Source organism: Aquimarina pacifica, from assembly GCF_000520955.1.
GTDB lineage: Bacteria > Bacteroidota > Bacteroidia > Flavobacteriales > Flavobacteriaceae > Aquimarina > Aquimarina pacifica.
In genome coordinates this window covers 117,016-142,535 of record NZ_JACC01000013.1, presented here as the reverse complement: position 1 = coordinate 142,535, position 25,520 = coordinate 117,016, and the positions used below count along the sequence as shown (strand labels likewise).

The 25,520-nt window shown below is 34.6% G+C and carries 36 protein-coding genes; 32 read left to right on the top strand and 4 right to left on the bottom strand.

The genetic code is table 11. From position 1 onward, the window contains the following. The first annotated feature begins 2 nt into the window (after window positions 1–2). The 31 genes from rplW to DZ60_RS24160 all read left to right on the top strand — a co-directional run bounded on the left by rplW (window position 3) and on the right by DZ60_RS24160 (window position 19,444). Complete coding sequence (rplW, locus tag DZ60_RS0109620) at window positions 3–293, top strand: 50S ribosomal protein L23 (protein ID WP_025741872.1); 291 nt, start codon at window positions 3–5, stop codon at window positions 291–293. 9 nt (window positions 294–302) lie between these two features. Further along, window positions 303–1,127 carry a 50S ribosomal protein L2 gene (gene rplB / locus DZ60_RS0109615; protein ID WP_025741871.1) on the top strand — a complete coding sequence of 275 codons (825 nt, stop codon included), beginning with the start codon at window positions 303–305 and terminating at the stop codon, window positions 1,125–1,127. Window positions 1,128–1,133: 6 nt separating this feature from the next. Further along, window positions 1,134–1,412, top strand: a complete 279-nt coding sequence (rpsS, locus tag DZ60_RS0109610) for a 30S ribosomal protein S19 (protein ID WP_019386271.1) — start codon at window positions 1,134–1,136, stop codon at window positions 1,410–1,412. 8 nt (window positions 1,413–1,420) lie between these two features. Next, window positions 1,421–1,828, top strand: a complete 408-nt coding sequence (gene rplV / locus DZ60_RS0109605) for a 50S ribosomal protein L22 (protein WP_025741870.1) — start codon at window positions 1,421–1,423, stop codon at window positions 1,826–1,828. A 9-nt stretch (window positions 1,829–1,837) separates the two neighbouring features. Next, window positions 1,838–2,563, top strand: coding sequence for a 30S ribosomal protein S3 (gene rpsC, locus DZ60_RS0109600; RefSeq protein ID WP_025741869.1), 726 nt, complete (start codon window positions 1,838–1,840; stop codon window positions 2,561–2,563). A gap of 20 nt (window positions 2,564–2,583) precedes the next feature. Continuing rightward, complete coding sequence (rplP, locus tag DZ60_RS0109595; RefSeq protein ID WP_025741868.1) at window positions 2,584–3,003, top strand: 50S ribosomal protein L16; 420 nt, start codon at window positions 2,584–2,586, stop codon at window positions 3,001–3,003. 13 nt (window positions 3,004–3,016) lie between these two features. Continuing rightward, a complete protein-coding gene (gene rpmC, locus DZ60_RS0109590) occupies window positions 3,017–3,211 on the top strand; it encodes a 50S ribosomal protein L29 (RefSeq protein ID WP_025741867.1) in 195 nt (64 codons plus the stop codon). A 12-nt stretch (window positions 3,212–3,223) separates the two neighbouring features. Further along, the gene (gene rpsQ, locus DZ60_RS0109585) at window positions 3,224–3,481 is read left to right on the top strand and encodes a 30S ribosomal protein S17 (RefSeq protein ID WP_025741866.1); all 258 of its coding nucleotides are present in this window, start codon (window positions 3,224–3,226) and stop codon (window positions 3,479–3,481) included. Window positions 3,482–3,483: 2 nt separating this feature from the next. Continuing rightward, a complete protein-coding gene (gene rplN / locus DZ60_RS0109580; protein ID WP_025741865.1) occupies window positions 3,484–3,852 on the top strand; it encodes a 50S ribosomal protein L14 in 369 nt (122 codons plus the stop codon). A 13-nt stretch (window positions 3,853–3,865) separates the two neighbouring features. Next, a complete protein-coding gene (gene rplX / locus DZ60_RS0109575; protein WP_025741864.1) occupies window positions 3,866–4,177 on the top strand; it encodes a 50S ribosomal protein L24 in 312 nt (103 codons plus the stop codon). A gap of 2 nt (window positions 4,178–4,179) precedes the next feature. Continuing rightward, window positions 4,180–4,731 carry a 50S ribosomal protein L5 gene (gene rplE, locus DZ60_RS0109570; protein WP_025741863.1) on the top strand — a complete coding sequence of 184 codons (552 nt, stop codon included), beginning with the start codon at window positions 4,180–4,182 and terminating at the stop codon, window positions 4,729–4,731. Between the two features lie 2 nt (window positions 4,732–4,733). Then, the gene (rpsN, locus tag DZ60_RS0109565) at window positions 4,734–5,003 is read left to right on the top strand and encodes a 30S ribosomal protein S14 (protein ID WP_025666456.1); all 270 of its coding nucleotides are present in this window, start codon (window positions 4,734–4,736) and stop codon (window positions 5,001–5,003) included. A 21-nt stretch (window positions 5,004–5,024) separates the two neighbouring features. Next, window positions 5,025–5,423 carry a 30S ribosomal protein S8 gene (gene rpsH, locus DZ60_RS0109560; RefSeq protein WP_025741862.1) on the top strand — a complete coding sequence of 133 codons (399 nt, stop codon included), beginning with the start codon at window positions 5,025–5,027 and terminating at the stop codon, window positions 5,421–5,423. A gap of 21 nt (window positions 5,424–5,444) precedes the next feature. Further along, window positions 5,445–5,987, top strand: a complete 543-nt coding sequence (gene rplF, locus DZ60_RS0109555; protein ID WP_025741861.1) for a 50S ribosomal protein L6 — start codon at window positions 5,445–5,447, stop codon at window positions 5,985–5,987. Between the two features lie 10 nt (window positions 5,988–5,997). Continuing rightward, on the top strand, window positions 5,998–6,354 hold the full coding sequence (gene rplR, locus DZ60_RS0109550) for a 50S ribosomal protein L18 (RefSeq protein ID WP_025741860.1): 357 nt from the start codon (window positions 5,998–6,000) through the stop codon (window positions 6,352–6,354). Window positions 6,355–6,360: 6 nt separating this feature from the next. Further along, the gene (gene rpsE / locus DZ60_RS0109545) at window positions 6,361–6,885 is read left to right on the top strand and encodes a 30S ribosomal protein S5 (RefSeq protein ID WP_025741859.1); all 525 of its coding nucleotides are present in this window, start codon (window positions 6,361–6,363) and stop codon (window positions 6,883–6,885) included. Window positions 6,886–6,895: 10 nt separating this feature from the next. Next, on the top strand, window positions 6,896–7,075 hold the full coding sequence (rpmD, locus tag DZ60_RS0109540) for a 50S ribosomal protein L30 (RefSeq protein ID WP_024770862.1): 180 nt from the start codon (window positions 6,896–6,898) through the stop codon (window positions 7,073–7,075). 9 nt (window positions 7,076–7,084) lie between these two features. Next, window positions 7,085–7,537, top strand: coding sequence for a 50S ribosomal protein L15 (rplO, locus tag DZ60_RS0109535; protein WP_025741858.1), 453 nt, complete (start codon window positions 7,085–7,087; stop codon window positions 7,535–7,537). Window positions 7,538–7,547: 10 nt separating this feature from the next. Next, window positions 7,548–8,885, top strand: coding sequence for a preprotein translocase subunit SecY (secY, locus tag DZ60_RS0109530; RefSeq protein ID WP_025741857.1), 1,338 nt, complete (start codon window positions 7,548–7,550; stop codon window positions 8,883–8,885). After that, the gene (gene infA / locus DZ60_RS0109525; RefSeq protein ID WP_010181908.1) at window positions 8,885–9,100 is read left to right on the top strand and encodes a translation initiation factor IF-1; all 216 of its coding nucleotides are present in this window, start codon (window positions 8,885–8,887) and stop codon (window positions 9,098–9,100) included. Before secY ends, infA begins: the two co-directional genes overlap by 1 nt. Window positions 9,101–9,218: 118 nt before the next feature. Next, entirely contained in the window at window positions 9,219–9,335 is a 117-nt protein-coding gene (gene ykgO / locus DZ60_RS24680; RefSeq protein ID WP_013621733.1) for a type B 50S ribosomal protein L36, read from the top strand. A gap of 2 nt (window positions 9,336–9,337) precedes the next feature. After that, the gene (gene rpsM, locus DZ60_RS0109520; protein ID WP_025741856.1) at window positions 9,338–9,712 is read left to right on the top strand and encodes a 30S ribosomal protein S13; all 375 of its coding nucleotides are present in this window, start codon (window positions 9,338–9,340) and stop codon (window positions 9,710–9,712) included. Between the two features lie 8 nt (window positions 9,713–9,720). Then, window positions 9,721–10,104 carry a 30S ribosomal protein S11 gene (gene rpsK / locus DZ60_RS0109515; RefSeq protein ID WP_025666464.1) on the top strand — a complete coding sequence of 128 codons (384 nt, stop codon included), beginning with the start codon at window positions 9,721–9,723 and terminating at the stop codon, window positions 10,102–10,104. A 137-nt stretch (window positions 10,105–10,241) separates the two neighbouring features. Continuing rightward, window positions 10,242–10,847, top strand: a complete 606-nt coding sequence (rpsD, locus tag DZ60_RS0109510) for a 30S ribosomal protein S4 (RefSeq protein WP_025741855.1) — start codon at window positions 10,242–10,244, stop codon at window positions 10,845–10,847. Between the two features lie 23 nt (window positions 10,848–10,870). Beyond that, window positions 10,871–11,863: a DNA-directed RNA polymerase subunit alpha gene (locus DZ60_RS0109505; protein WP_025741854.1), complete on the top strand. Its 993-nt coding sequence runs from the start codon at window positions 10,871–10,873 to the stop codon at window positions 11,861–11,863. 60 nt (window positions 11,864–11,923) lie between these two features. After that, the gene (rplQ, locus tag DZ60_RS0109500) at window positions 11,924–12,412 is read left to right on the top strand and encodes a 50S ribosomal protein L17 (protein WP_025741853.1); all 489 of its coding nucleotides are present in this window, start codon (window positions 11,924–11,926) and stop codon (window positions 12,410–12,412) included. Between the two features lie 122 nt (window positions 12,413–12,534). After that, on the top strand, window positions 12,535–13,653 hold the full coding sequence (gene carA, locus DZ60_RS0109495; RefSeq protein ID WP_025741852.1) for a glutamine-hydrolyzing carbamoyl-phosphate synthase small subunit: 1,119 nt from the start codon (window positions 12,535–12,537) through the stop codon (window positions 13,651–13,653). Window positions 13,654–13,837: 184 nt separating this feature from the next. Beyond that, complete coding sequence (gene eno / locus DZ60_RS0109490) at window positions 13,838–15,127, top strand: phosphopyruvate hydratase (RefSeq protein WP_025741851.1); 1,290 nt, start codon at window positions 13,838–13,840, stop codon at window positions 15,125–15,127. A 198-nt stretch (window positions 15,128–15,325) separates the two neighbouring features. Continuing rightward, complete coding sequence (locus DZ60_RS0109485; RefSeq protein WP_025741850.1) at window positions 15,326–16,612, top strand: citrate synthase; 1,287 nt, start codon at window positions 15,326–15,328, stop codon at window positions 16,610–16,612. 481 nt (window positions 16,613–17,093) lie between these two features. After that, a complete protein-coding gene (gene msrA / locus DZ60_RS22815; protein WP_034229308.1) occupies window positions 17,094–17,747 on the top strand; it encodes a peptide-methionine (S)-S-oxide reductase MsrA in 654 nt (217 codons plus the stop codon). A gap of 551 nt (window positions 17,748–18,298) precedes the next feature. Further along, on the top strand, window positions 18,299–19,444 hold the full coding sequence (locus DZ60_RS24160; RefSeq protein WP_025741849.1) for an SH3 domain-containing protein: 1,146 nt from the start codon (window positions 18,299–18,301) through the stop codon (window positions 19,442–19,444). A 572-nt stretch (window positions 19,445–20,016) separates the two neighbouring features. On the opposite strand, the gene DZ60_RS0109470 is transcribed toward DZ60_RS24160, so the two are convergent. From DZ60_RS0109470 to DZ60_RS0109455, 4 genes are all read right to left on the bottom strand, one after another. Then, on the bottom strand, window positions 20,017–20,904 hold the full coding sequence (locus DZ60_RS0109470) for a bifunctional 5,10-methylenetetrahydrofolate dehydrogenase/5,10-methenyltetrahydrofolate cyclohydrolase (RefSeq protein ID WP_025741848.1): 888 nt from the start codon (window positions 20,902–20,904) through the stop codon (window positions 20,017–20,019). 43 nt (window positions 20,905–20,947) lie between these two features. Beyond that, entirely contained in the window at window positions 20,948–22,276 is a 1,329-nt protein-coding gene (gene ffh / locus DZ60_RS0109465) for a signal recognition particle protein (protein WP_025741847.1), read from the bottom strand. A 417-nt stretch (window positions 22,277–22,693) separates the two neighbouring features. Then, window positions 22,694–24,055 (bottom strand): fasciclin domain-containing protein, encoded by a 1,362-nt coding sequence (locus DZ60_RS0109460; RefSeq protein WP_034229303.1) that lies wholly within the window; start codon window positions 24,053–24,055, stop codon window positions 22,694–22,696. A gap of 94 nt (window positions 24,056–24,149) precedes the next feature. Continuing rightward, window positions 24,150–24,809: a hypothetical protein gene (locus DZ60_RS0109455; RefSeq protein WP_152537405.1), complete on the bottom strand. Its 660-nt coding sequence runs from the start codon at window positions 24,807–24,809 to the stop codon at window positions 24,150–24,152. 98 nt (window positions 24,810–24,907) lie between these two features. Between DZ60_RS0109455 and DZ60_RS0109450 the strand changes: the two genes are divergently transcribed. Further along, window positions 24,908–25,423, top strand: a complete 516-nt coding sequence (locus DZ60_RS0109450; protein WP_025741844.1) for an RNA polymerase sigma factor — start codon at window positions 24,908–24,910, stop codon at window positions 25,421–25,423. Window positions 25,424–25,520 lie beyond the last annotated feature (97 nt).

Sequence of the window (25,520 nt, the reverse complement as noted above, 5' to 3'; positions counted from 1 at the left end):
CCATGAGTATCTTAATAAAACCTATTATTACGGAAAAAGCTACTGCTGATAGTGAGGTGTTTAACCGCTATGGTTTTGTAGTAGATAAAAGAGCGAATAAGGTAGAGATCAAAAAAGCAGTTGAGGCTGCTTATGGTGTATCTGTTACAAAAGTTCGAACAATAAATGTCCGCCCAGATCGTAGTACACGTTATACAAAAACGGGTATGGTTACTGGTAAAACAAGTGCTTTTAAAAAGGCAATTGTACAGGTGGCGGATGGTGAAGTAATTGATTTATATAGTAATCTTTAAGACTAAAAAATGTCAGTAAGAAAATTAAAACCAATTACCCCAGGTCAGCGTTTTAGAGTAGTTAATGGGTATGACGCTATTACTACTGATAAGCCGGAAAAAAGCCTTTTGGCTCCGAAAAAACGATCTGGAGGTAGAAACAGTCAAGGAAAGATGACCATGCGCTACAAGGGTGGTGGTCATAAAAGAAGGTATCGTATTATTGATTTTAAACGTGATAAGCAGGGTATTCCTGCTACTGTAGCGACAATAGAGTACGATCCAAACAGAACTGCATTTATAGCGCTTCTAAATTATCAAGATGGAGAAAAGCGTTATGTTATTGCTCAAAATGGTTTGCAGGTTGGTCAGAATATAGTTTCAGGAAATAATGTTGCTCCTGAAATTGGAAATGCTATGCCTCTTAGTGATATACCATTGGGTACTATTATTTCATGTATAGAATTACGACCAGGACAGGGAGCTGTGATGGCACGTAGTGCTGGTTCATTTGCTCAGCTTATGGCTCGAGACGGTAAATTTGCTACGGTAAAGTTACCTTCGGGAGAGGTTAGGATGATTCTTGTAAATTGCATGGCTACAATAGGAGCTGTATCAAATAGTGATCATCAATTGATCGTAGGAGGAAAAGCTGGTAGAACAAGATGGTTAGGTCGTAGGCCTAGAACAAGACCAGTAGCAATGAACCCTGTTGATCATCCTATGGGTGGTGGAGAAGGACGTTCCTCTGGAGGTCATCCACGTTCTAGAAAAGGGCTTCCTGCTAAAGGATATAGAACCCGTTCTAAGACGAAAGCGAGTAATAAATATATTGTAGAACGTAGAAAGAAATAATAAGATATGGCACGTTCATTAAAAAAAGGACCTTACGTTCACTATAAGTTAGAGAAAAAAGTAGCTGCTAATGTAGAGGCTAATAAGAAGTCAGTAATTAAGACTTGGTCAAGAGCTTCGATGATTACACCAGATTTTGTGGGTCAGACAATAGCAGTTCATAATGGTCGCCAGTTTGTACCGGTATACGTTACAGAAAACATGGTGGGTCATAAGTTAGGAGAATTTTCGCCAACGCGTTCCTTTAGAGGTCATGCTGGTGCTAAAAATAAAGGTAAAAAATAATTTAAGTCATGGGAGTTCGTAAAAGAGAAATGGCAGACAGAATTAAGGAAGAGAAAAAGCAAATTGCTTTTGCTAAACTTAATAACTGCCCTACGTCACCTCGTAAGATGCGTTTAGTAGCTGATCTTGTACGTGGTGAAAAAGTTGAAAAGGCGCTTCATATTCTTAGATTTAGCCCTAAAGAAGCATCACGTCGTTTAGAGAAACTTTTGCTATCTGCAATTGCAAATTGGCAGGCGAAAAATGAAGATGCAAGTATCGAAGATGCTGATCTTTTTGTAAAAGAGATTCGTGTAGATGGGGGGAGTATGTTAAAAAGACTTCGTCCTGCTCCACAGGGTCGCGCGCACAGAATAAGAAAACGCTCTAATCATGTTACAATCGTGGTTGCAGCAAAAAATAATACACAAAGCTAATAATAGACTATGGGACAGAAGACAAATCCAATCGGAAATCGCCTTGGTATCATTAGAGGTTGGGAATCCAACTGGTACGGAGGTAATGACTACGGTGATAAATTAGCCGAAGACGATAAGATTAGAAAGTATGTACACGCACGTTTATCAAAAGCTAGTGTATCAAGAGTGATTATTGAGCGTACGCTTAAACTTGTAACCGTTACTATCACCACTGCCAGACCTGGTATTATTATCGGAAAAGGTGGTCAGGAGGTAGACAAGTTAAAAGAAGAGCTTAAGAAAATTACAGATAAGGAAGTTCAGATCAATATTTTTGAAATCAAAAGACCAGAACTTGATGCGTTCTTAGTTGGATCTAGTGTAGCAAGGCAGATAGAAAGTCGTATTTCGTATCGTCGTGCTATAAAGATGGCTATTGCGGCTGCAATGAGAATGAACGCAGAAGGTATTAAGATTCAGATTTCAGGACGTTTGAATGGTGCAGAAATGGCACGTTCAGAGTCTTACAAAGAAGGTCGTATTCCTTTATCTACATTTAGAGCTGACATAGATTATGCTTTGGTAGAATCTCATACTACATATGGTAGACTGGGAGTCAAAGTGTGGATTATGAAAGGTGAAGTATATGGTAAGAGAGAGCTTTCTCCTTTAGTTGGTTTATCCAAGAAACAAGGAAAAGGTGACCGAGGTGGACGAAGTGGTGGTAATAATAAGTCACGTCGTAGAAAGTAATTTTTTAAAGTAAATTAACAATGTTACAGCCTAAAAGAACAAAATTCCGTAAGCAACAAAAAGGACGTATGAAAGGTCTTTCTCAAAGAGGACATACACTTTCTAACGGAACTTTCGGAATTAAATCATTAGATTCAAGTTTTGTTACTGCCAGACAAATAGAAGCAGCTCGTATTTCTGCTACTCGTTACATGAAGAGAGAGGGTGCTCTGTGGATAAAAATATTCCCGGATAAGCCTATCACGAAAAAACCTCTTGAAGTACGTATGGGTAAAGGAAAAGGTGCTGTAGAGTATTGGGCTGCAGTAGTAAAACCAGGAAGAATATTATTTGAAATAAGTGGAGTGCCTTATGACGTTGCGAAAGAAGCATTACGTCTTGCTGCTCAAAAACTTCCTGTAAAAACTAAGTTTATCGTAGCTAGAGATTATCAAGCTTAATATTTGAGAGACTATGAAACAATCAGAAGTAAAAGAATTATCTACAGCTGCATTACAAGAGGAGCTTGGTAAATCTCAAAAAGCATATTCAGATTTAAAAATGGCTCATGCAATGTCTCCATTAGAAAACCCTTTACAGATTCGTAAAGTAAGAAGATCTATTGCAAGAATTGCTACAGAGCTAACAAAAAGAGAATTAAACGGTTAATTCTGCTGAAAGATGGAAAAAAGAAATTTAAGAAAAGAGCGTATAGGTGTTGTTACTAGTAACAAAATGCAGAAATCAATCGTGGTTTCTGAAGTTAAAAAAGTAAAGCATCCGATGTACGGAAAGTTCGTGTTAAAAACAAAAAAATATGTTGCGCACGATGAGAAAAACGACTGCAATATTGGTGATACCGTAAAGATCATGGAAACAAGACCTATGAGTAGAACCAAGTGCTGGAGATTAGTAGAAGTAATTGAAAGAGCGAAGTAATTATGGTACAACAAGAGTCTAGATTAAAGGTAGCCGATAACACCGGAGGTAAAGAAGTTTTAGTTATCCGTGTTTTAGGTGGTACAAAAAGAAGATACGCCTCTGTAGGAGACAAAATAGTTGTCAGTGTTAAAGAAGCGACTCCAAATGGAAACATTAAAAAAGGAGCAGTTTCAACTGCAGTTGTAGTTCGTACCAAGAAAGAAGTACGCAGACCAGACGGTTCTTATATCCGTTTTGATGATAATGCATGTGTTTTATTGAATCCAACAGGAGAAATGAGAGGAACACGTGTTTTTGGTCCTGTGGCAAGAGAGCTTCGTGATAAGCAGTTCATGAAGATTGTTTCACTAGCACCAGAGGTGCTTTAAAACATTCGAAAAGATGACAAAGCTAAAAATTAAGTCTGGAGATACTGTTCGTGTTATTGCTGGCGATAATAAAGGTCAGGAAGGTACAGTACAGAAAGTATTAAAGGATAAAAACAAGGCGATTGTAGAAGGTGTGAACTTAGTTTCAAAACACCAGAAGCCAAGCGCTACGAATCCACAAGGTGGTATCGTAAAGCAAGAAGCACCTATTCATATTTCTAACTTATCATTGTTAACTTCAAAAGGAGAAACAACAAGAGTAGGATATAGAGTAGAAGGAGATAAGAAAGTGAGATTTGCTAAAAAATCTAATGAAGTAATATAGTTATGGCTTATATCCCAAGATTAAAACAAGAGTACAAGGACAAGGTAGTTTCTGCTCTTACAGAAGAATTCAGCTATGATAATGTAATGCAAGTACCTAAACTTAAGAAGATAGTTGTAAGTAGAGGTGTTGGTGCTGCAGTAGCGGATAAGAAGTTAATTGACTATGCAGTTGATGAATTAACAACTATTACAGGTCAAAAAGCTGTTGCAACTATATCTAAAAAAGATGTTGCTACATTTAAGTTACGTAAGGGAATGCCTATAGGTGCTAAAGTTACTTTGCGCGGTGAAAAAATGTATGAATTTCTTGATCGTTTAGTAACATCTGCATTACCTCGAGTAAGAGACTTTAGTGGAATCAAAGCAACTGGTTTTGATGGTAGAGGTAATTATTCTCTAGGAATCCTTGAGCAGATTATTTTTCCAGAAATTGATATTGATAAAGTAAATAAGATATCTGGAATGAATATTACTTTCGAAACTTCAGCTAAAACTGATAAGGAAGCAAAATCATTGTTAACCCAACTAGGATTACCTTTTAAAAAGAATTAATTATGGCTAAAGAATCAATGAAAGCCCGTGAGGTGAAGAGAGCAAAGACTGTTGCTAAATATGCTGAGAAACGAAAAGCTCTTAAAGAAGCTGGAGACTATGAAGCATTACAGAAATTGCCTAAAAATGCTTCTCCTATTCGTAAGCATAATAGATGTAAACTAACAGGAAGACCAAAAGGATATATGCGTCAATTTGGAATCTCAAGGGTTACATTTAGAGAGATGGCGAATAAAGGATTAATTCCAGGAGTAACTAAAGCTAGTTGGTAATAATATTATAAAGGAGAAACAATGAATACAGATCCTATAGCAGATTATTTAACCAGAATTAGAAATGCAAATAGAGCACAACATAGAGTTGTGGAAATCCCTGCATCAAAGGTTAAGAAAGAGATCACAAAAATATTATTCGATCAAGGATATATTTTAAGTTATAAATTTGAAGACAATACAACACAAGGTAGTATAAAAATAGCTCTCAAATATGATAAGTTTACTAAAGAACCTGTAATTAAAGAGTTACAGAGGATTAGTAAGCCTGGTTTACGTAAGTATTCTGGTTCAAGTGAGGTTCCTAGAATCCTTAATGGATTAGGAATTGCTATCATATCTACATCTCATGGTGTTATGACTGGTAAACAGGCAAGACAAGAGAATGTAGGTGGTGAGGTACTTTGCTACGTATATTAACAGTAAAAAAGACAAAAAGAAATGTCAAGAATAGGAAAAAATCCAGTAACTGTTCCGTCTGGTGTCACTGTAGAAGTGACAGGTAATGTTGTTACTGTTAAAGGAAAATTAGGTGAACTTTCACAAGATATCGACAGTATCGATGTGAAAGTAGAGGATGGTCAGGTTGTTCTTGAGAGACCTAGTGAATCAAAAGATCATAAATCAAAGCACGGATTATATAGAGCTTTGATTAATAATATGATTCAAGGTGTTTCTGAAGGTTTTACCAAGGAGTTAGAATTAGTTGGAGTAGGGTATAGAGCTTCAAATCAAGGACAGAAGTTAGATTTGGCCTTAGGTTTTTCGCACAACATTGTCATTAATGTTGCACCCGAAATAAAAATTGAAACTATTTCTGAAAAAGGTAAGAACCCAATCATTAAATTAACTTCCTATGATAAGCAATTAGTAGGACAGGTGGCTGCCAAGATAAGAGGCTTCCGTAAGCCTGAACCATACAAAGGAAAAGGAGTTAAGTTTGTTGGAGAACAATTAAGAAGAAAAGCAGGTAAATCTGCATAATAACGAAGTTATGGCATTCTCAAAAGATTTAAGAAGATTAAAGATAAGAAAGCGTATCCGTGGTAGTGTTACCGGAACGGCGCAACGTCCTAGATTATCTGTTTTTAGAAGTAACAAAGAAATCTATGCACAAATCATAGATGATGTAACTGGTAAAACAATCAGTTCAGCTTCTTCAAGAGATAAAGATATTTCGGCAGCAGCTGGAAATAAAATAGAAAAAGCAAGTTTAGTAGGAAAAGCTCTTGCAGAAAAAGCTAAACAAGCAGGAATAGATACAGTATCTTTCGATAGAGGAGGGTATTTGTATCATGGTAGAGTAAAATCATTGGCAGACGGTGCTAGAGAAGCAGGACTTAAATTCTAAGAAATTATGTATCAAAAATATAAAAACGCAGAGTTAGTAAAACCTAGTGGACTTGAGCTTAAAGATCGTTTGGTGGGTGTGCAACGTGTTACAAAAGTAACAAAAGGAGGTAGAGCATTTGGTTTTTCTGCTATTGTAGTGGTTGGTGATGAAAATGGTGTTGTAGGCCATGGGTTAGGAAAATCTAAAGAAGTTGCCGAAGCTATTTCTAAAGCAGTAGAAGATGCTAAGAAAAATCTAGTTAGAATTCCTTTACAAAAAGGTACATTACCTCATGAACAAAAAGGTAAATATGGTGGAGCAAGAGTTCTACTTATGCCTGCCGCAACAGGAACAGGGGTTATAGCAGGTGGTGCTATACGTGCTGTATTAGAAGCTGTGGGTGTACATGATGTACTTTCTAAAAATCAAGGATCATCTAACCCGCATAATGTTGTAAAAGCTACTTTTGATGCATTGCTTCAGATGCGTAGTGCAAAACAAGTAGCGGCTCAAAGAGGTGTTTCACTTGAAAAAGTGTTTAAAGGATAAATTAGGAACGATGGCAAAGATTAAAATTACCAAAGTAAAAAGTGCGATTAACCGTACTCAAAGACAAAAAAGAACCTTAGAGGCTCTTGGTCTAAAAAAAATCGGCCAGGTAGTGGAGCATGAAGATACTCCTAATATCCTAGGGATGGTAAATAAAGTTAAACATTTAGTTTCAATAGAAACAAAATAAAATAAGCAAATGGATTTAAGTAACTTAAAACCTGCTGCAGGTTCGGTAAAAAATAATAGTAAACGAGTTGGTCGTGGACAAGGTTCTGGAAAAGGAGGAACTGCAACTCGTGGACACAAAGGAGCTAAATCACGTTCAGGGTATTCAAAAAAGATCGGTTTTGAAGGAGGGCAGATGCCACTTCAAAGACGTGTGCCTAAGTTTGGTTTCAAAAACATTAATAGAAAAGAGTATCAAGGTGTTAATTTGGACACGCTACAAAAATTAGTGGATGATGGAAAGATTAAGGATACTGTGGACTTAGATGTTATTTTGGCTACACGCCTTGCTGGAAAGAATGATTTGGTTAAGATATTAGGAAGAGGTGAATTGAAGGCAAAATTAAAAGTTTCAGCTCATAAATTTACGGCCACAGCAAAAGCAGCTATCGAAGCAGCTGGTGGTGAAGCAGTAACCCTATAATCGACAATTCATGAAATTTATTGATACAATAAAAAACATTTGGAAAATTGAAGAACTAAAAAATAGAATCTTAGTTACGCTAGGTCTTCTTTTAGTTTATCGCTTCGGAGCACAAGTAGTACTTCCTGGAGTTGATGCTTCAGAATTAGCAAATCTTGGAACTCAAACGCAAGATGGTTTATTAGGGTTGCTAAATGCATTTACAGGGGGGGCTTTTGCCAATGCTTCGGTTTTTGCACTTGGTATTATGCCATATATATCCGCCTCTATTGTTGTTCAACTAATGGGAATTGCAATTCCTTATTTGCAAAAATTACAGAAAGAAGGTGAAAGTGGTAGGAAAAAAATTAATCAAATTACGCGTTGGTTAACAATTGCTATTACCTTGGTTCAAGGACCAGGTTATATTTATAATTTGTTTGCTACTTTGCCGTCTCAGGCTTTCATAATTCCTAATCAAACTGTTTTTGTTGTATCTTCTGTAATTATTATATCTACGGGTTGTGTGTTTGCAATGTGGTTGGGTGAGAAGATTACAGACAAAGGTATTGGAAATGGTATATCATTATTAATAATGGTTGGAATTATAGCAACATTACCACAATCTTTTGTACAGAACTTTTCTTCCAGAGTATCAGGTGATGGTGGAGGAATGATCATGGTTCTAATAGAATTAGTAATATGGTTTGTGATTATTTTGGCTTCAGTATTACTTGTAATGGCAGTAAGACAAATACCTGTTCAATATGCAAGGAGAACTGCTGGTGGTGGTTATGAAAAAAATGTTTTTGGATCACGTCAGTATATCCCATTAAAATTAAATGCTTCAGGAGTAATGCCTATCATTTTTGCTCAGGCAATTATGTTTGTGCCTTCCGCGGTAGCTGGTCTTTCTGATTCTGAGACTTCTCAAACTATAAAGGCTGCTTTTAGTGATATGTTTGGTTTGTGGTATAACTTGTTGTTTGCCCTTTTAATTATTGTGTTTACATATTTTTATACAGCAATCACAGTACCAACCAATAAAATGGCAGATGATTTGAAGAGAAGCGGAGGTTTTATTCCCGGAATTCGTCCAGGAAGCGAAACATCTGAGTATCTTGATAAGATTATGTCTCAAATAACTTTGCCAGGTTCTATTTTTCTAGCTCTAGTAGCAATATTTCCTGCAATAGCGGTGAAGTTGCTTAATGTACAGCAAGGCTGGGCGCTTTTCTTTGGAGGAACATCACTTTTGATTATGGTGGGTGTTGCCATAGATACGATGCAACAAGTCAATTCGTATTTGTTAAATAGACATTATGATGGATTAATGAAAACTGGTAAAAACCGTAAAGCAGTAGCATAATGGCAAAACAACCAGCAATAGAACAAGATGGCAGTATCATTGAAGCATTATCAAATGCAATGTTTCGTGTAGAATTAGAAAATGGCCATGTGGTAACAGCGCACATATCAGGAAAAATGCGTATGCATTATATTAAATTATTACCTGGAGATAAAGTAAAGTTAGAGATGAGTCCTTACGATTTAAGTAAAGCTCGAATAACATATAGATACTAAATAAATTAAGAATATTGTAAATTAAGATTTTTTGTGTAATTTTGCAGGCTGAAAAATCTTGTTACTGAGATCTTCTAGAATATATTCAGTTATAGTCTGGAAATAAAAAAACGAAAAGATGAAAGTAAGAGCGTCGATAAAAAAGAGAAGTGCCGAGTGCAAGATTGTACGTAGAAAAGGCCGACTTTACGTGATTAATAAAAAGAATCCTAGATTTAAACAAAGACAAGGGTAATTATGGCAAGAATTGCAGGGGTAGATATACCTAAACAAAAGCGAGGAGTTATAGCGTTAACCTATATCTTCGGAATTGGCAGAAGTAGAGCTAAAGAAATTTTAGACACTGCTAAAGTAGATGTAAATTTAAAAGTTTCTGACTGGGATGATGATCAGATTGGTCGTATTCGTGAAGCTGTAGGAAACTATACTATCGAAGGAGAATTGCGTTCTGAAGTACAGTTGAATATAAAACGTCTTATGGATATAGGGTGTTATAGAGGTATCCGACATAGAGCAGGTTTACCACTTAGAGGGCAACGTACTAAGAATAACTCTAGAACACGTAAAGGAAGAAGAAAAACAGTTGCTAACAAGAAAAAAGCAACTAAATAATAAGTAGTATGGCAAAGTCAACTTCAAAAAAACGTAAAGTAATTGTTGAATCAGTAGGAGAAGCTCATGTAACCGCTTCTTTTAACAACATAATTATTTCGTTAACAAATAAAAAAGGAGATGTAATTTCTTGGTCATCTGCCGGTAAAATGGGTTTTAGAGGATCAAAGAAGAATACTCCTTATGCAGCACAACTAGCGGCTGAAGATGCATCTAAAGTTGCAATTGAAGCTGGATTGAAAAAAGTTAAGGTGTACGTAAAAGGTCCTGGAAACGGTAGAGAGTCTGCAATTCGTTCTCTTCATAATTCTGGTATCGAGGTGTCTGAAATTATTGATGTTACACCAATGCCGCATAATGGCTGTCGTCCTCCTAAAAGACGTAGAGTGTAATTACAATTAAGAATCCTGAAACTTGTGTTCAGGATCTTTAGGATATAAAAAGTAAGTAATCTAAATGAGGGACAAAAATGGGTATCGAAGGAAAGTGACCTTAATTCATAACCACTCTCAATAATAAAATTTTAATAATGGCAAGATATACTGGTCCAAAAACTAAAATCGCTCGTAAATTTGGTGAAGCGATATTCGGAGATGACAAATCATTCGAAAAAAGAAATTACCCTCCGGGACAACATGGTAATAACAGACGTAGAGGTAAGAAAAGTGAATATGCAATCCAATTAATGGAAAAGCAAAAAGCTAAATATACCTATGGTGTTTTAGAAAGACAATTCCGAAATATGTTTGAGAAGGCAACAAGGTCTCAGGGGATTACTGGTGAAGTGCTACTTCAATTATGTGAATCTCGATTAGATAATGTTGTATACAGAATGGGATTGGCGAATTCTAGAAGAGGGGCAAGACAATTAGTATCACACAGACATATAACTGTAAATGGACAACAAGTAAATATTCCATCATATCAGTTGAAAGCAGGAGATGTTGTAGGAGTAAGAGAAAAGTCAAAATCTTTAGAGGTAATTCAAAATGCGTTATCAAATAATAGTAGCGTTTACGAATGGATTACTTTTAATAATGATACTAAACAAGGTACTTTTGTATCGGTTCCAGGTAGAATTCAAATTCCTGAGAACATTAATGAACAATTCATCGTCGAATTATACTCTAAGTAATAACTCTAAGAAGAAACAATAATATGGCAATATTAAATTTTCAAAAGCCCGATAAAGTTATCATGATCGACTCAACTGAGTTCGATGGTAAATTTGAATTTAGACCATTAGAACCAGGCTACGGATTAACGGTTGGTAACGCTTTGCGAAGAGTTTTGTTATCTTCTCTTGAGGGCTTTGCTGTAACTTCTCTAAGAATCGAAGGAGTAGAGCATGAGTTTTCTGCTATCTCTGGAGTAGTTGAGGATGTTACAGAAATTATTTTAAATCTAAAACAAGTACGTTTTAAGCGCCAGATAGAGGATATAGATAATGAATCAGTTACAATTTCTATATCTGGTCAAGAGCAGTTAACTGCAGGAGATTTTCAGAAGTTTATTTCTGGATTTCAAGTGTTGAATCCTGATTTGGTTATCTGTAATATGGATAAAAAGGTAGCTTTAAACCTTGAAATTACTATAGAGAAAGGAAGAGGTTATGTGCCTGCCGAAGAGAATAAGAAAGCAAATGCTCCTATTGGTACAATATTTACTGATTCTATTTATACTCCTATAAAGAACGTAAAGTACAGTATTGAAAACTATCGTGTAGAGCAAAAAACGGATTATGAAAAATTGGTTTTCGAAATAGTTACCGATGGTTCTATACATCCTAAAGATGCATTAACTGAGGCTGCAAAAATATTGATTCATCACTTTATGTTATTTTCTGATGAGCGTATTACTTTAGAAGCTGATGAAATTGCTCAGACAGAAACATATGATGAAGAATCATTACATATGCGTCAATTGCTGAAAACAAAGCTAATAGATATGGATTTATCCGTACGAGCTCTGAATTGTTTGAAAGCAGCAGAAGTAGATACATTAGGAGATTTGGTATCTTACAATAAAAATGATTTAATGAAGTTCCGTAACTTTGGTAAGAAATCTTTAACTGAGCTAGAAGAGCTTGTTAATGTTAAAGGTTTAAACTTTGGTATGGATCTTTCTAAATATAAATTAGATAAAGACTAACTCGTCATAATTTGCTCCTCAAAATGGGTTGTAGCAAGATGATGATTAAAATTAAATGTCATGAGACACGGGAAGAAAGTAAATCACTTAGGAAGAAAGACTGCGCATCGTAAGGCGATGTTGGCTAATATGGCATGTTCATTAATTGAGCATAAAAGGATTAACACTACAGTTGCTAAGGCAAAAGCACTTAAACAATTCGTAGAGCCTTTAATAACTAAAGCCAAAGCAGAAAATAATGCGACTACAGCAGAGTCAACGCATAACAGACGAATAGTTTTTAGTCGTTTGCGAAATAAGTACGCTGTTGCTGATTTATTTGGAGATGTTGCAACAAAAGTAGGTGATAGACAAGGTGGTTACACTAGAATTATCAAACTTGGAAATCGTTTAGGAGATAACGCGGATATGGCGATGATAGAGTTGGTTGACTTCAACGAGCTCTATAACGCAGGAAAACCAGCTAAAAAGAAATCGACTAGAAGAGGAAGATCTAAAAAAGCTAATGCCGCTCCTGCAGCTGAAGTAACTAATTCAGAAGAAGAATAAATGAATATGTGAATTGCACATAATAATCAAAGGATAAACGTTTAGTCGTTTATCCTTTTTTTTTGAAATTTTTATAAATTTTAATTTTCACTTAAGAAAATTTAGTACAAATACAGTTTACAATGACAAAATATCAATCCCGAAAAAAAGCAATCTTATTACTAGCAGACGGAACAACTTTTTATGGTAAAGCAGTTGGAAGAGAGGGAAGTGCTTTTGGAGAAGTGTGTTTTAACACCGGTATGACAGGGTATCAAGAGATTTTTACTGATCCCTCTTATTATGGACAGCTAATGATAGCTACAAATGCTCATATTGGTAATTATGGTGCAAACAAGGATGAAATAGAGTCTGATTCTATAAAAATATCCGGTCTTATTGTTAAGAATTTTAGCTACGAGTTTTCTAGAGATCTAGCCGATAGTTCATTACAGGATTTTTTAGAAAAGAATAATTTATTAGCTATTTCTGATGTCGATACACGCGCTTTGGTGAGTTATGTAAGAGACAATGGGGCTATGAATGCTGTGATCTCTACAGAAATTGATGATATCGACAATTTGAAAAAACAGTTGGCAGCAGTGCCAGATATGAATGGATTAGAGTTAGCTTCTAAAGTTTCTACAAAAGAACCTTATTTTGTAGGGAACCCAGAAGCAACTTATAAAATTTCAGCTTTAGACATTGGGATAAAGAAGAATATTCTACGTAACCTTTCTGAGAGGGATGCTTATATAAAAGTATTTCCATATAATTCTTCTTTTGCAGAAATAAGTGAATGGGGACCTGATGGGTATTTCTTATCCAATGGACCTGGTGATCCAGAGCCTTTAACAGAAGCGATTGCTACAGCTAAAGAGATATTAAAGAATGATTTGCCTCTGTTCGGAATCTGTTTAGGGCATCAAGTCATTGCATTAGCTAATGGTATAGGGACATATAAAATGCATAATGGACATAGAGGCATTAATCATCCTGTTAAAAATCTAGTTACCAGTAAAGGTGAAATTACTTCTCAGAATCATGGTTTCGCTATTAATAGAGAAGAGACAGAAAAAAATGAGAATGTTGAAATAACACATGTTCATCTTAATGATAATACTGTTGCAGGGATAAGAATAAAAAATAAAAATTGTTTCTCAGTACAATATCATCCCGAAGCTAGTCCTGGACCAAATGATTCTGTATATCTATTTGATCAGTTTATTGAAAACATAAAAAACGCAAAAATTACGTCATAAAATTATTGTATTCGCATTAATTGAGGCTTAGAATTGGTATACTGAATTCTATAACGTTTTAGATGGCTACTTATTGATATCACTGTATTTTGAGTGTTAAATTAAGTATTTTTCAAGAGGCTAGAATTTACCGGTTTTGTATATTGCAAATAATTAAAATTATCCAACAAAATAAATCAAAAACATGAGTGTAATTATTAATATTCACGCTAGACAGATCCTTGATTCTCGAGGAAACCCAACCGTAGAAGTAGATGTCATAACCGAAAATGGTATTTTAGGAAGAGCAGCAGTTCCTTCTGGAGCATCAACAGGAGAACACGAAGCTGTAGAATTAAGAGACGGAGGTTCGTCATATATGGGGAAAGGAGTTCTCAAAGCTGTCGAAAATGTAAATACAATAATTGCTGAAGAATTATTAGGATATTCCATATTTGACCAAAACTTGTTAGATCAGACAATGATCGAATTGGATGGTACACCCAATAAGTCAAAGTTAGGAGCTAATGCAATTTTAGGAGTTTCTCTAGCAGCAGCAAAAGCCGCTGCAAATGAGCTGAATATGCCATTGTATCGTTATGTAGGTGGGGTGAGTGCAAATACACTTCCAGTTCCTATGATGAATATTATCAATGGAGGTTCGCACAGTGATGCACCTATAGCATTTCAAGAATTTATGGTGATGCCCGTAAAAGCGAAAAACTTCACTCATGCCATGCAAATGGGAACAGAAATTTTTCATAATTTAAAGAAAGTGTTGCACGATAGAGGCTTAAGTACAGCAGTAGGAGATGAAGGAGGTTTTGCACCAACTCTTGATGGTACCGAGGATGCATTAGATTCAATCGCTTTGGCTGTTGAGAAAGCAGGTTATAAGTTAGGAGATGATGTAATGGTAGCTTTGGATTGTGCGGCTGCAGAATTTTATGTCGACGGTAAATATGATTACACAAAGTTTGAGGGTGATACAGGAGTTATAAGAACAAGTGAAGAACAAGCAGATTATCTGGCAGAGTTAGCATCAAAATACCCAATTATTTCTATAGAAGATGGGATGGATGAAAATGACTGGGAAGGATGGAAATATCTAACAGATAAAATAGGTGATAAAGTACAATTGGTAGGTGATGATTTATTTGTTACTAATGTTGAGCGATTATCAAGAGGTATTGAAAGTAGTACAGCGAATTCTATATTAATAAAAGTGAATCAGATAGGTACGCTAACAGAAACAATAGCTGCCGTAAATATGGCGCACAATGCGGGGTACACATCAGTAATGTCACACCGATCAGGAGAAACTGAAGATAATACAATTGCTGATTTGGCTGTTGCATTGAATACAGGGCAAATCAAAACGGGTTCTGCATCGCGTAGTGATAGAATGGCAAAATACAATCAGTTACTTCGAATAGAAGAAGAATTAGGTACTATTGCTTATTATCCTCAAGAAAAAGCATTTAAAGTGAAATAATAAACACAAGCTAATTATAGTTAATTAAGAAAATTAATAGTATTTAAAACGAGGATTTTCAATAAATCCTCGTTTTTTTATCAATACTTTTAAAGTGGTCTACTAAGTGTAAAATAGATAGTTTGTTAATAATTTATTAACACTATATTTTGTAATTTAGCAGCCCTTATTATAACAGTAAAATTCTAAAATAATCAAATGTCAAAAATAGCTACGTTAGAAATCGACGGTAAGAAATATGAGTTTCCCATCATAGAAGGAACAGAGAATGAATTAGGAATCGATATTAAAACACTTCGAGGTGCTACGGGTGGTATTACGACACTTGATCCTGGATACAAAAATACCGGAAGTTGCGAAAGTGCTATTACTTTTTTAGACGGTGAGAAAGGGATACTAAGATATCGAGGATATTCGATCGAAGAATTAGCAGAGAAAGGTGACTTTTTAGAAGTGGCATATTTGTTAATTTTTGGTGAACTACCAACTGCAGCTCAATTAGAAAAATTTGATAAAGATATAAAGGAAGAATCCCATGTAGAAGAGGATATGAAGAAGATTCTTGATGGGTTTCCTAAAAGTGCTCACCCGATGGGAGTTTTATCATCTTTGACTAGTGCATTAATTGCTTTTAATCCAGATTCTGTTGATGTAGAGTCTGAAGAGGAAATGTATGATGCCATTGTTAAAATTATGGCAAAATTTCCTGTGCTTGCAGCTTGGGCAATGCGTAAAAGAAAAAGTCTTCCATTAGATTATGGAGATAGTTCATTAGGGTATGTAGAGAACTTACATAAAATGATGTTTGCGAAGCCTAACAAAGCATATGAAGCAAATAAAATTGTTAATGATGCATTAGATAAGTTATTAATTCTTCATGCTGATCATGAGCAGAATTGTTCAACTTCAACAGTAAGGATAGTAGGTTCTTCTCATGCAGGGTTGTTTGCATCTTTATCAGCTGGGATATCTGCTTTATGGGGTCCTCTTCATGGGGGTGCTAATCAAGCAGTTATAGAGATGTTAGAAGCTATAAAGGAAGATGGAGGAGATACCGCAAGATATATTGATAAAGCTAAAGATAAGAACGATCCTTTCCGTTTAATGGGCTTTGGTCATAGAGTATACAAGAACTTTGATCCAAGAGCTAAAATCATCAAAAAATCTGCTGATGAAGTTTTAGGTGATTTAGGAATTGAAGATCCAGTTCTTGATATAGCAAAAGGATTATCAGAAGTTGCGTTACAAGACGAATATTTTGTAAAAAGAAAGTTATATCCAAATGTTGATTTTTATTCTGGGATTATCTACAGAGCTTTAGGGATACCAACAGAAATGTTTACCGTGATGTTTGCTTTGGGAAGATTACCAGGATGGATTGCACAATGGAGAGAAATGAGATTGCGTAAGGAACCAATCGGTAGACCAAGACAGATATATACTGGAGAGACGCACAGAGAATTTAAACCAGTATCTGAACGCTAGAAAAAGGTAGAATTAGTTATATCATGAACTAATTCAATTTAATTTATTGAACAAAAAGCACCTGCAAATAATTTTGTGGGTGCTTTTTTATTAAATATAGTTGGACGATCAAAATTAAAATTATTTTGTATGTAAAAACACATAAATTGCATTCAATAAGAATGGATTGGAATATGTAGTATAGTATATTGGGTCCAGAATAAATAGGGCTGAAGAATTACGTATTTAATAACTTTGTGGATTTTATATGTAGTTATATTTAAAGAAAGGAGCTTTAGATGCCTAAGTTTTTTGTCTTTTGTTCAAAAAAATATTAGATAAATGAACATGTAATGTTATTTGTTTCCTTAATAATAGTGTAATAGAATGTTTGAAGATTCTTATTATCTTTTCATGCAATTTTAATAGTATTAATATTGGTGTTATACTATATTGGATGAAAGGTTTTTTTAGAAAATCAGACCAAATAATAAAATTTATTATGAAAAAGGTTTTGTTTGTATTGTATAGTATTACAATGTTGATTGGCTGCCAGAGCAATGGCCAATCGCAAAAGAAAGAAAATTATTCTGTTCAGGATAGAGATCCAATTGAGGTTGCATCAATCAATGGGTTAGAAAGAGCGTATTTTGCAAGCGGATGCTTTTGGTGTGTAGAAGCTATTTATGAAAGTGTTATTGGTGTAGAAGAATCTATATCTGGATATTCTGGGGGGCATACCAGTAACCCTACTTATGAGTCTAGTAATACCGGACGTACCGGTCATGCTGAAGCAGTAGAGGTGATTTATGATCCTAAAATTGTTTCTTTCGCTACACTGGTGGATGTGTATTTTGGCTCGCAAAACCCAACACAAATAAATGGGCAAGGACCTGATCACGGATCTCAGTATAGGTCTATTATTTTTTATCAAAATGAAACACAAAAAAAGATAATTGAAGAAAAGAAAGAAAAATTGAGTAAAGCACTAAATAGAAATATTGCTTCAGAAATAGTACCATTTCAAAAATTTTGGAAAGGAGAGGAGTATCATCAGGATTATGAAAAAAGAAATCCAAATAACCCTTATATACGAAATGTATCAATACCAAGATTAAAAAGATTTCAAAAAAAATTCCCTGAGCTGATCAAGTAAAAGGGTATCAAGAATAGTAAATTATATTTTGTAAGTTATTACTTGTATATGGGCTTAAGATATGCTAGTTTGTTTTGTTTTATGCTAATTTTAAGAAATTATGAACCCACAAAAGTAAAGGCCGACGAAATTTCCTAGAGGATGTGTTTAAATCCGATGTAAGACATAAAAAAATCGTTTAAAAACACAAATCAATGGAAATAAATTGCTATTTTTGTGTAAATAAAATGAAAACAAGTTGTGTTTTTAATAATAAAACACTACTTTTGAATATGATTTAATGGTTTTCTTTTCAGTGTTTTAATAGAAAACAATAAAGTTTTGATCTAGAAAAGATCATTTAAAACACTAAAAATTAGATAGTTAGATTCAAAAAAGTTCTTTTAAAATGTTGTGTTTTATAATGTTAGTAGACATTGTAAAAATTGTGTTAAAAAGATTAAAACTCTGTTTGGCACTCTTTTTGAAACATAACTTTTAAGAAAATTTTTTAGTTTTTAGAAAATTAAATTAAAATAAATTATAACCCAATCTACTTAAAAACAAGAGATATGAAGTCTATTTTTACATTTATTCTGCTTTTGGTGATTACGTTTTCGACTGCGCATGCTCAGGACGGACAATACTTAATGTCTGCCCAAAAACTGGAGGTTCGAAGTGGTCCCGGATTAAATTTTAACATTATTGCTGAAGTTCCTCAAGGGACTCAAGTTTATGTAATGAGTTCTAACTATGGTGACTGGAGTGCAATTCAGTTCAAAAGTATGAACGGTTTTGTCATAACCAAACTATTGACCGAAGATAGTCGAATTGCCGACGCAGAGAGAGCTGCAGCAGAAGCTGCTGCAAAACGAGAAGCTGCAAAACAAGCCGCAGCAAGAGCAATTGCACAAGCAGAGGCTGCCAAAAAGGCTGCAGAAGAAGCAGCAAGAAGAGCAATCGCCGATGCTGAACGTTTAAAAAGAGAAGCAGAGGCAAATGCTGCCAAAGCTATAGCAGATGCAGAAGCTGCCAGAAGATCTAAGGATGACGCTGCCAGAAGAGCATTAGCCGATACAGAAGAAACAAGAAGAGCTGTTGAAGAAGCTAATAGAAGAGCTGCTAAGGGAATTAGTACAGCTTCAGCTCCAATAGAATCAGTAACTCCTTCATATGGTTCTGGTTCATCATCACCATCTAGATCAGGTACTATGTCCGTTACAAGAGAGGACAAGTATTCTAGTTGGGAGAAAAAAACATACAAGTCTGGTGCTACGCCTAAATCATTTAATTTTAAAGGTAAGTTTGATTACAAGTTAGATAACTACCTTAAAATTAGAGTAGGTAAAAATACTGAGGTAGTTTGTAAGATGTATAAAATGGGCAAGACAAAAGACCAAGACGAGTTGGTACGTGTTACTTATATTAATACTAATACTACTCAGTTTATCAGAAACATACCAGAAGGTGAATACTACCTTAAAATTGCTTACGGTAGAGAATGGAAAGAAACTGAAAAGAATGGTAAGAGATTCGGAACATTTACTAAGAATGCATTATATGAAAAGAGTGCACAAATACTAGATTTTAATACGGTAAAAACTAGTAAAGGTATTAATGTACCATCATATAACTTATCATTAGATTTATTACCAAATGGAGAATTAGGTAATGGTCAGCAAGATGACATTTCTCCGCAAGATTTTAATGATAATTAAGATTATATAGTATATGCTATAAAAGCATATATAGAATAAAAACTACATACATTTTAATCACCAAAATATAAATGTAACAGTTTAATCAGGATTCTTTTATGAGTCCTGATTATTCTTGTTTTATAATAATGATAAAATTTAGTCTTTTGTTTTTATTATAAAAGAATTAGGATATTCAAAAGCCAGGACTTAGTAATTAAATTACTTTGTTTTGGCTTTTTTTGGTCAATAGTTTGATGATATTGATTAAAGTTTTAGAATAGAAATATAGATTTTTAAGTTTCTTGAAAACTAGTAATAATGTAGTTGTTTTACTGTTGCGGTAGAGTGCGTAATATAGATTTCATTACTATAACTTTGTTTATAGATATGTATATATAAAACAGGATTATAGTATAAAAGGTGGGATTATATGTCACGATTTTTTTTAAGATTAGATGTTTAAGTAAATCCTATAGCATAACGTTAAGTTTTTAATAAGTTGTAGAAATAAGATTGGATAAAAACAACAAACCCCGAATAATTAAAATTATTCGGGGTTTGTTGTTTTTAAAATCTACTATAATATGTATTTATTTACTTGCGTTGCGATGTCTTTCTCTGGCTAGAAGAGTGTTTTTGAGTAGCATTGCGATGGTCATAGGACCTACTCCTCCTGGCACAGGAGTGATAAAAGAGGCCTTTTCGCTTACTCTTTCGTAATCTACATCTCCTACAATCTTATATCCTTTTTTACTATTTTCGTCAGGAACTCTTGTTATTCCTACGTCAATTACTACAGCATCATCTTTAACCATTTCAGCTTTTAAGAAGTTGGGAACTCCAAGGGCAGAGATTACGATGTCCGCTTGAGATATGATTTGAGTAATGTTTTTGGTGTGACTATGAGTAAGAGTTACAGTAGAATTGCCAGGCCACCCTTTGCGCCCCATTAAAATACTCATAGGTCTTCCTACAATATGGCTCCTTCCTATAACTACCGTGTGTTTTCCTTTAGTGTCTACATTGTAACGTTCTAACAATTCTAAGATACCAAAAGGTGTTGCTGGGATAAATGTAGACATATCTAATGCCATTTTACCAAAATTCATCGGATGAAAACCATCAACATCTTTGTCAGGGTTTACTGATAGAAGAACTTTTTGGGTATCTATTTGCGGAGGCAGCGGTAATTGTACTATAAAGCCATCGATGTCATCATTTTCATTAAGTTCCTTAATTTTTGCCAAAAGTTCAACTTCACTTGTAGTGCTGGGCATTTTTACCAAAGTAGATTCAAACCCTATGCGTTCACATGCTTTAACTTTGCTGCCTACATATGTAAGGCTTGCGCCATCATTACCTACAAGCACTGCTGCAAGATGCGGTACTTTTTCTCCGCGTTCTTTCATTTTTTGAACTTCTAACGCGATTTCGTCCTTGATATCGTTACTGACTTTTTTTCCGTCTAATACTTCCATTTCCCCTATTTACCTTTGTTTTAACTTGCGCTTAAATAATTGATTATTGCATTTTTCCCATCATTTGCATCATACGCTTTCCGCCTCCTCCTTGCATCATTTTCATCATTTTACTCATTTGATCAAATTGTTTAAGAAGTTGATTTACTTGTTGTATTGATGTTCCTGATCCTTTGCCGATACGTTTTTTTCTACTTGAATTGATAATCTGTGGCTTAGATCTTTCTTCTGGTGTCATAGAGTGAATAATAGCTTCTATGTGTTTAAAGGCATCATCATCGATATCCATATTTTTCATCATTTTTCCTGCTCCCGGGATCATGCCAATGAGGTCTTTCATATTCCCCATTTTTTTTATTTGTTGAATTTGCTTTAGAAAATCATCAAATCCAAATTGGTTTTTTGCAATTTTCTTTTGAAGCTTCCTTGCTTCTTCTTCGTCAAATTGTTCTTGAGCCCTTTCTACAAGAGATACAACGTCTCCCATACCCAAAATACGATCAGCCATACGCGAAGGATAGAATACATCTATCGCCTCCATTTTTTCGCCAGTACCTATAAACTTAATAGGTTTATTAACTACAGATTTTATTGATATGGCAGCTCCTCCACGTGTATCACCATCAAGTTTGGTAAGGATTACCCCGTCAAAATTAAGTATGTCATTAAAGGCTTTTGCTGTATTTACGGCATCTTGCCCTGTCATTGAATCTACAACAAATAGAGTTTCATTGGGTGTAATGGCTTTATGAATATTTGCAATCTCGGTCATCATTGCCTCATCAACAGCCAAACGTCCTGCGGTATCAATAATAACTACGTTAAACCCATTTGCTTTTGCATGGTCAATACCAGATTTTGCAATGGCTACGGGATCATTATTGCCTCTATCACTAAAAACTTCAACACCGATTTGATCTCCTACCACATGTAATTGATCAATAGCGGCAGGACGATATACATCACATGCTACAAGAAGCGGTTTTTTTGTTTTTTTTGTTTTAAGAAAATTGGCAAGTTTTCCAGAAAAAGTGGTTTTACCAGAACCTTGTAATCCAGACATCAAAATAATTGAGGGATTACCTGATAAATCAACTCCTGCAACATCACCACCCATCAATTTAGTTAGTTCATCCTTGACTAACTTCACCATTAATTGTCCAGGTTTAAGGCTTTTTAATACATTTTGCCCTAATGCTTTCTCTTTTACAGTAGCTGTAAATTCTTTTGCAATTTTATAATTTACATCAGCATCAACCAACGCTCGACGTACCTCCTTAAGTGTCTCAGCAACATTTACTTCTGTTATCTGTCCATGACCCTTGAGAATATGTAATGCCTTGTCTAGCTTATCACTTAAATTATCAAACATATATCTTTCTTATTTTAAAAAATCCAACGTTATCGATAGATTAGGTGCAAATTTAAGGATTTGAAGTGTATAAATAAAGAATGGAATTATAGAATTATATAAGTAAATTTTTCTATCCAAATTTTGATAACAATTTTAAGAAATACAGGAAATTGACAATACGCATTTTTGCTTGATATTTTGACTGTATATCTATGTTCGAGTATTCAGTATTCTTTGTGATTTTGCTTAGTAAACGATTTAATGGTTACACTACTAAAAAAAAAGCGATCAGAAAGAATTAATTAAAAATTCTTTCTGACCGCAGTCACTAGACACGCTGGGGGGAGAACGAGTTGAGTTTGTGATCTTTTTCGCTCAAGTAAAATTATTTACCCTAACCTATGTCTAATTAATTCGATTTCCCAAAAATGAGATTTATAAGATACTATCAGGAATAAGTACTGTATCTATAACATGTATTACCCCATTAGAGGCTTGTACATTTGTTGCAGTTACTGTGCTAGTTCCTTCGGCTTCATCTGTAATTGTAACATCATCTCCGATGTTAACAGTAAAAGTACCCGTTTCTAATGTTGTAACAACTTGGCCATTTGTTAGATCCTCTGCTCTTACATTAACTCCAGAAACTACATGATATTGTAGTACCGACGTAAGAGGATCTTCTGATGGGATAGCATCCAGTGCATCAAAAGCGGTATTTGTTGGCGCAAAAACTGTAAAAGGAGCAGGGTCGGTACCTAAATCAGTACTCAGTATTCCCGCAAAATCTGTTTCTGGGGTTAGTTCTGTTAAAGCAGATACTAATGTAGAAAAGTTTGGGTCAGCAGTTGCAAAAGTCACTACACTAGGTATAGTTATTACTGTATCGACAATATGAATTACTCCGTTACTTGCAATAATATCTGCCGTTGATACAGAAGATATACCATTAAATGCAACACCGTCATCTGTATTGATATAGATACTTATATTATTATCAGTATCTGAGTATGAAGCTAATGTTGTGCTATATGTTGTAGATAATGCAGAGGACTGTATTCCTCCTGCTATAACATGGTTTAATAAAATTTGTTCTAAGGCATCTGTTGATACTCCAGAAATATCACCTAAATCCGTAAAAGCATCGTTATCAGGTGCTAGAAGTGTTAAGTCGCTGTCAGCAGCGCCTAGTACTGCGGCGAAGTCTGTTGCGAAACCTTCTGTTGTAGTTGCGGTTACGGCGAGTGAAGATAATTCTGGATCTGCTGCAACAAATGTTAAGAGCGTAGGCAAAGGAATAACTTTGTCAATAGCATGAATAATCCCGTTGGACCTCTCTACATCGGCTTGCGTAACAGTGGCATCTCCATTAATCGTAACACCATCTGATACGTTTACATAAGTGCTAACATCAGCAAGATTAACTAAGTATCCTGTTGTTAATTGGCTCGAGGTAAACGATCCACCTATGACATGATTAAGAAGTATAGGTGTTAAGTCATCTTTTGTAAGATCATCCAGCGTAACTCCTAAGTCAGATAGGAATGCATCAAAGGCGGCATTGTTTGGTGCGAATACTGTGTAATTTCCATCAGATGCCAAAGTAGATGTAAGTTCTGCTTTTTCTAATGCAGCAAGTAAAGAACTGTAATCAGCGTTTTCTGCTACAAAATCGGCGATAGTTGTTGTGTCGCCAGAATCATCCATAAAGGTTGAGTCATCATCATCACTGCATGAATAAATTGTGATTGCAAAAATTGTGATAAAAATGGTTTTAAAAATTTCTTTAAGTTTCATTTTGTTTAATTTTATTGTTTGATGATTAAACAACCGTAAGGATGAAATTCGAACCCTTTCCTTTGATTTTAGCATTATTTTAACTTTTTTGGCATTAGTTATCATTTTCATCGCACTCCATTCCTACCGTTTTTATAGCATTAAGGAGGTCTGTATTATGTAACGTATTATGAGTTTGGCCAGTATGCGAAATTAAATTAATTGGATAATTTATACTTAATATATTATCATTCGTATCATCCATCAATTCAAATAACATAAGATCATGAGCAATGTTAAGGGTTGCTAATTGATTTTTTGTGCTATCAAAAGAAGAGATTTGAAAAGGATAGACAAAGTCAATACATTCTATATCTTCATCATCTTCTATACAATTAGCAGAGAAAAGATCTAATGTTGTTTGGTTCGTTACGTTTTCTTGTAGGTGATTAGAGAATGTTATTGTAACCGGAAATTGTATTTTTATATCGTCACCATTACTAAGTTGTAAATAATCCTCTATAGAATTGATCGTAAAAAGCTCTGAATTTAATTGTATCGAGTAAGGCAGGTTAATACTAAAACAATTACTATGGTCAACTATGTCATCATAAGAACCATCATGAAGCACGGTGTTTTTTATTAAAACACCCAGTTCTGAATTTTTAGGAATAGTATTGTCATCTATCGGAACAATAATTTCTTGTTCTTCCTTTTGACAAGCTTGACAGAATATGAATAGACTTACAATAAAATATGGTATTAATTTCCTCATTTTCATAATACATTGATCATTATTATCAAATATAAAACAATATACATCCGCAAATTCCTAAGTAGCAAGACATTTTTTTTTTACTTTTAAACAAAAAAATGCCGAAAGATCTATTTTCTAATGTTTGTGATGAAAAGCTATTTTCAGAGATTTTTCGAAAACATTCAAAGGAGCTACATAATTTCCTCTATTATAAATACGGTGAACAAGTACACCCGAAAGATCAGGTGCAGGAAGCTTTTATTAAGCTATGGGATAATTGTAATAAAGTCTCTTTACAGAAGGCAAAAAGCTTTTTATATACAGTGGTAAATAATTTGTCTTTAAATCAATTAAAACACAACACAGTTAAATTTAAGTTTCAGCAAATAAAACCAATTGATAAAACTCATGAAACTCCAGAATTTGTTCTCGAAGAAAAAGAATATCTCAAGAAATACGAAACTGCTTTGTCTAATCTTACAGAGCCACAGCGAGTGGCATTTTTGATGAATCGAGCAGAAGGTAAGAAGCACAAGGAAATAGCTGAACTCCTCGGGATATCTCGAAAAGCAGTAGAAAAACGTATCTATGGAGCATTAGAAAAACTGAGAAAAGAAATAGAAGGAATTTAATACTTCATTGGGTAGGAGTTTTTTTTGAAGAATTGTTATATATATAGAAGCGATTTATAATTTTATCAATTTACTTGAAAAAGTAAGTTTTAAGTAG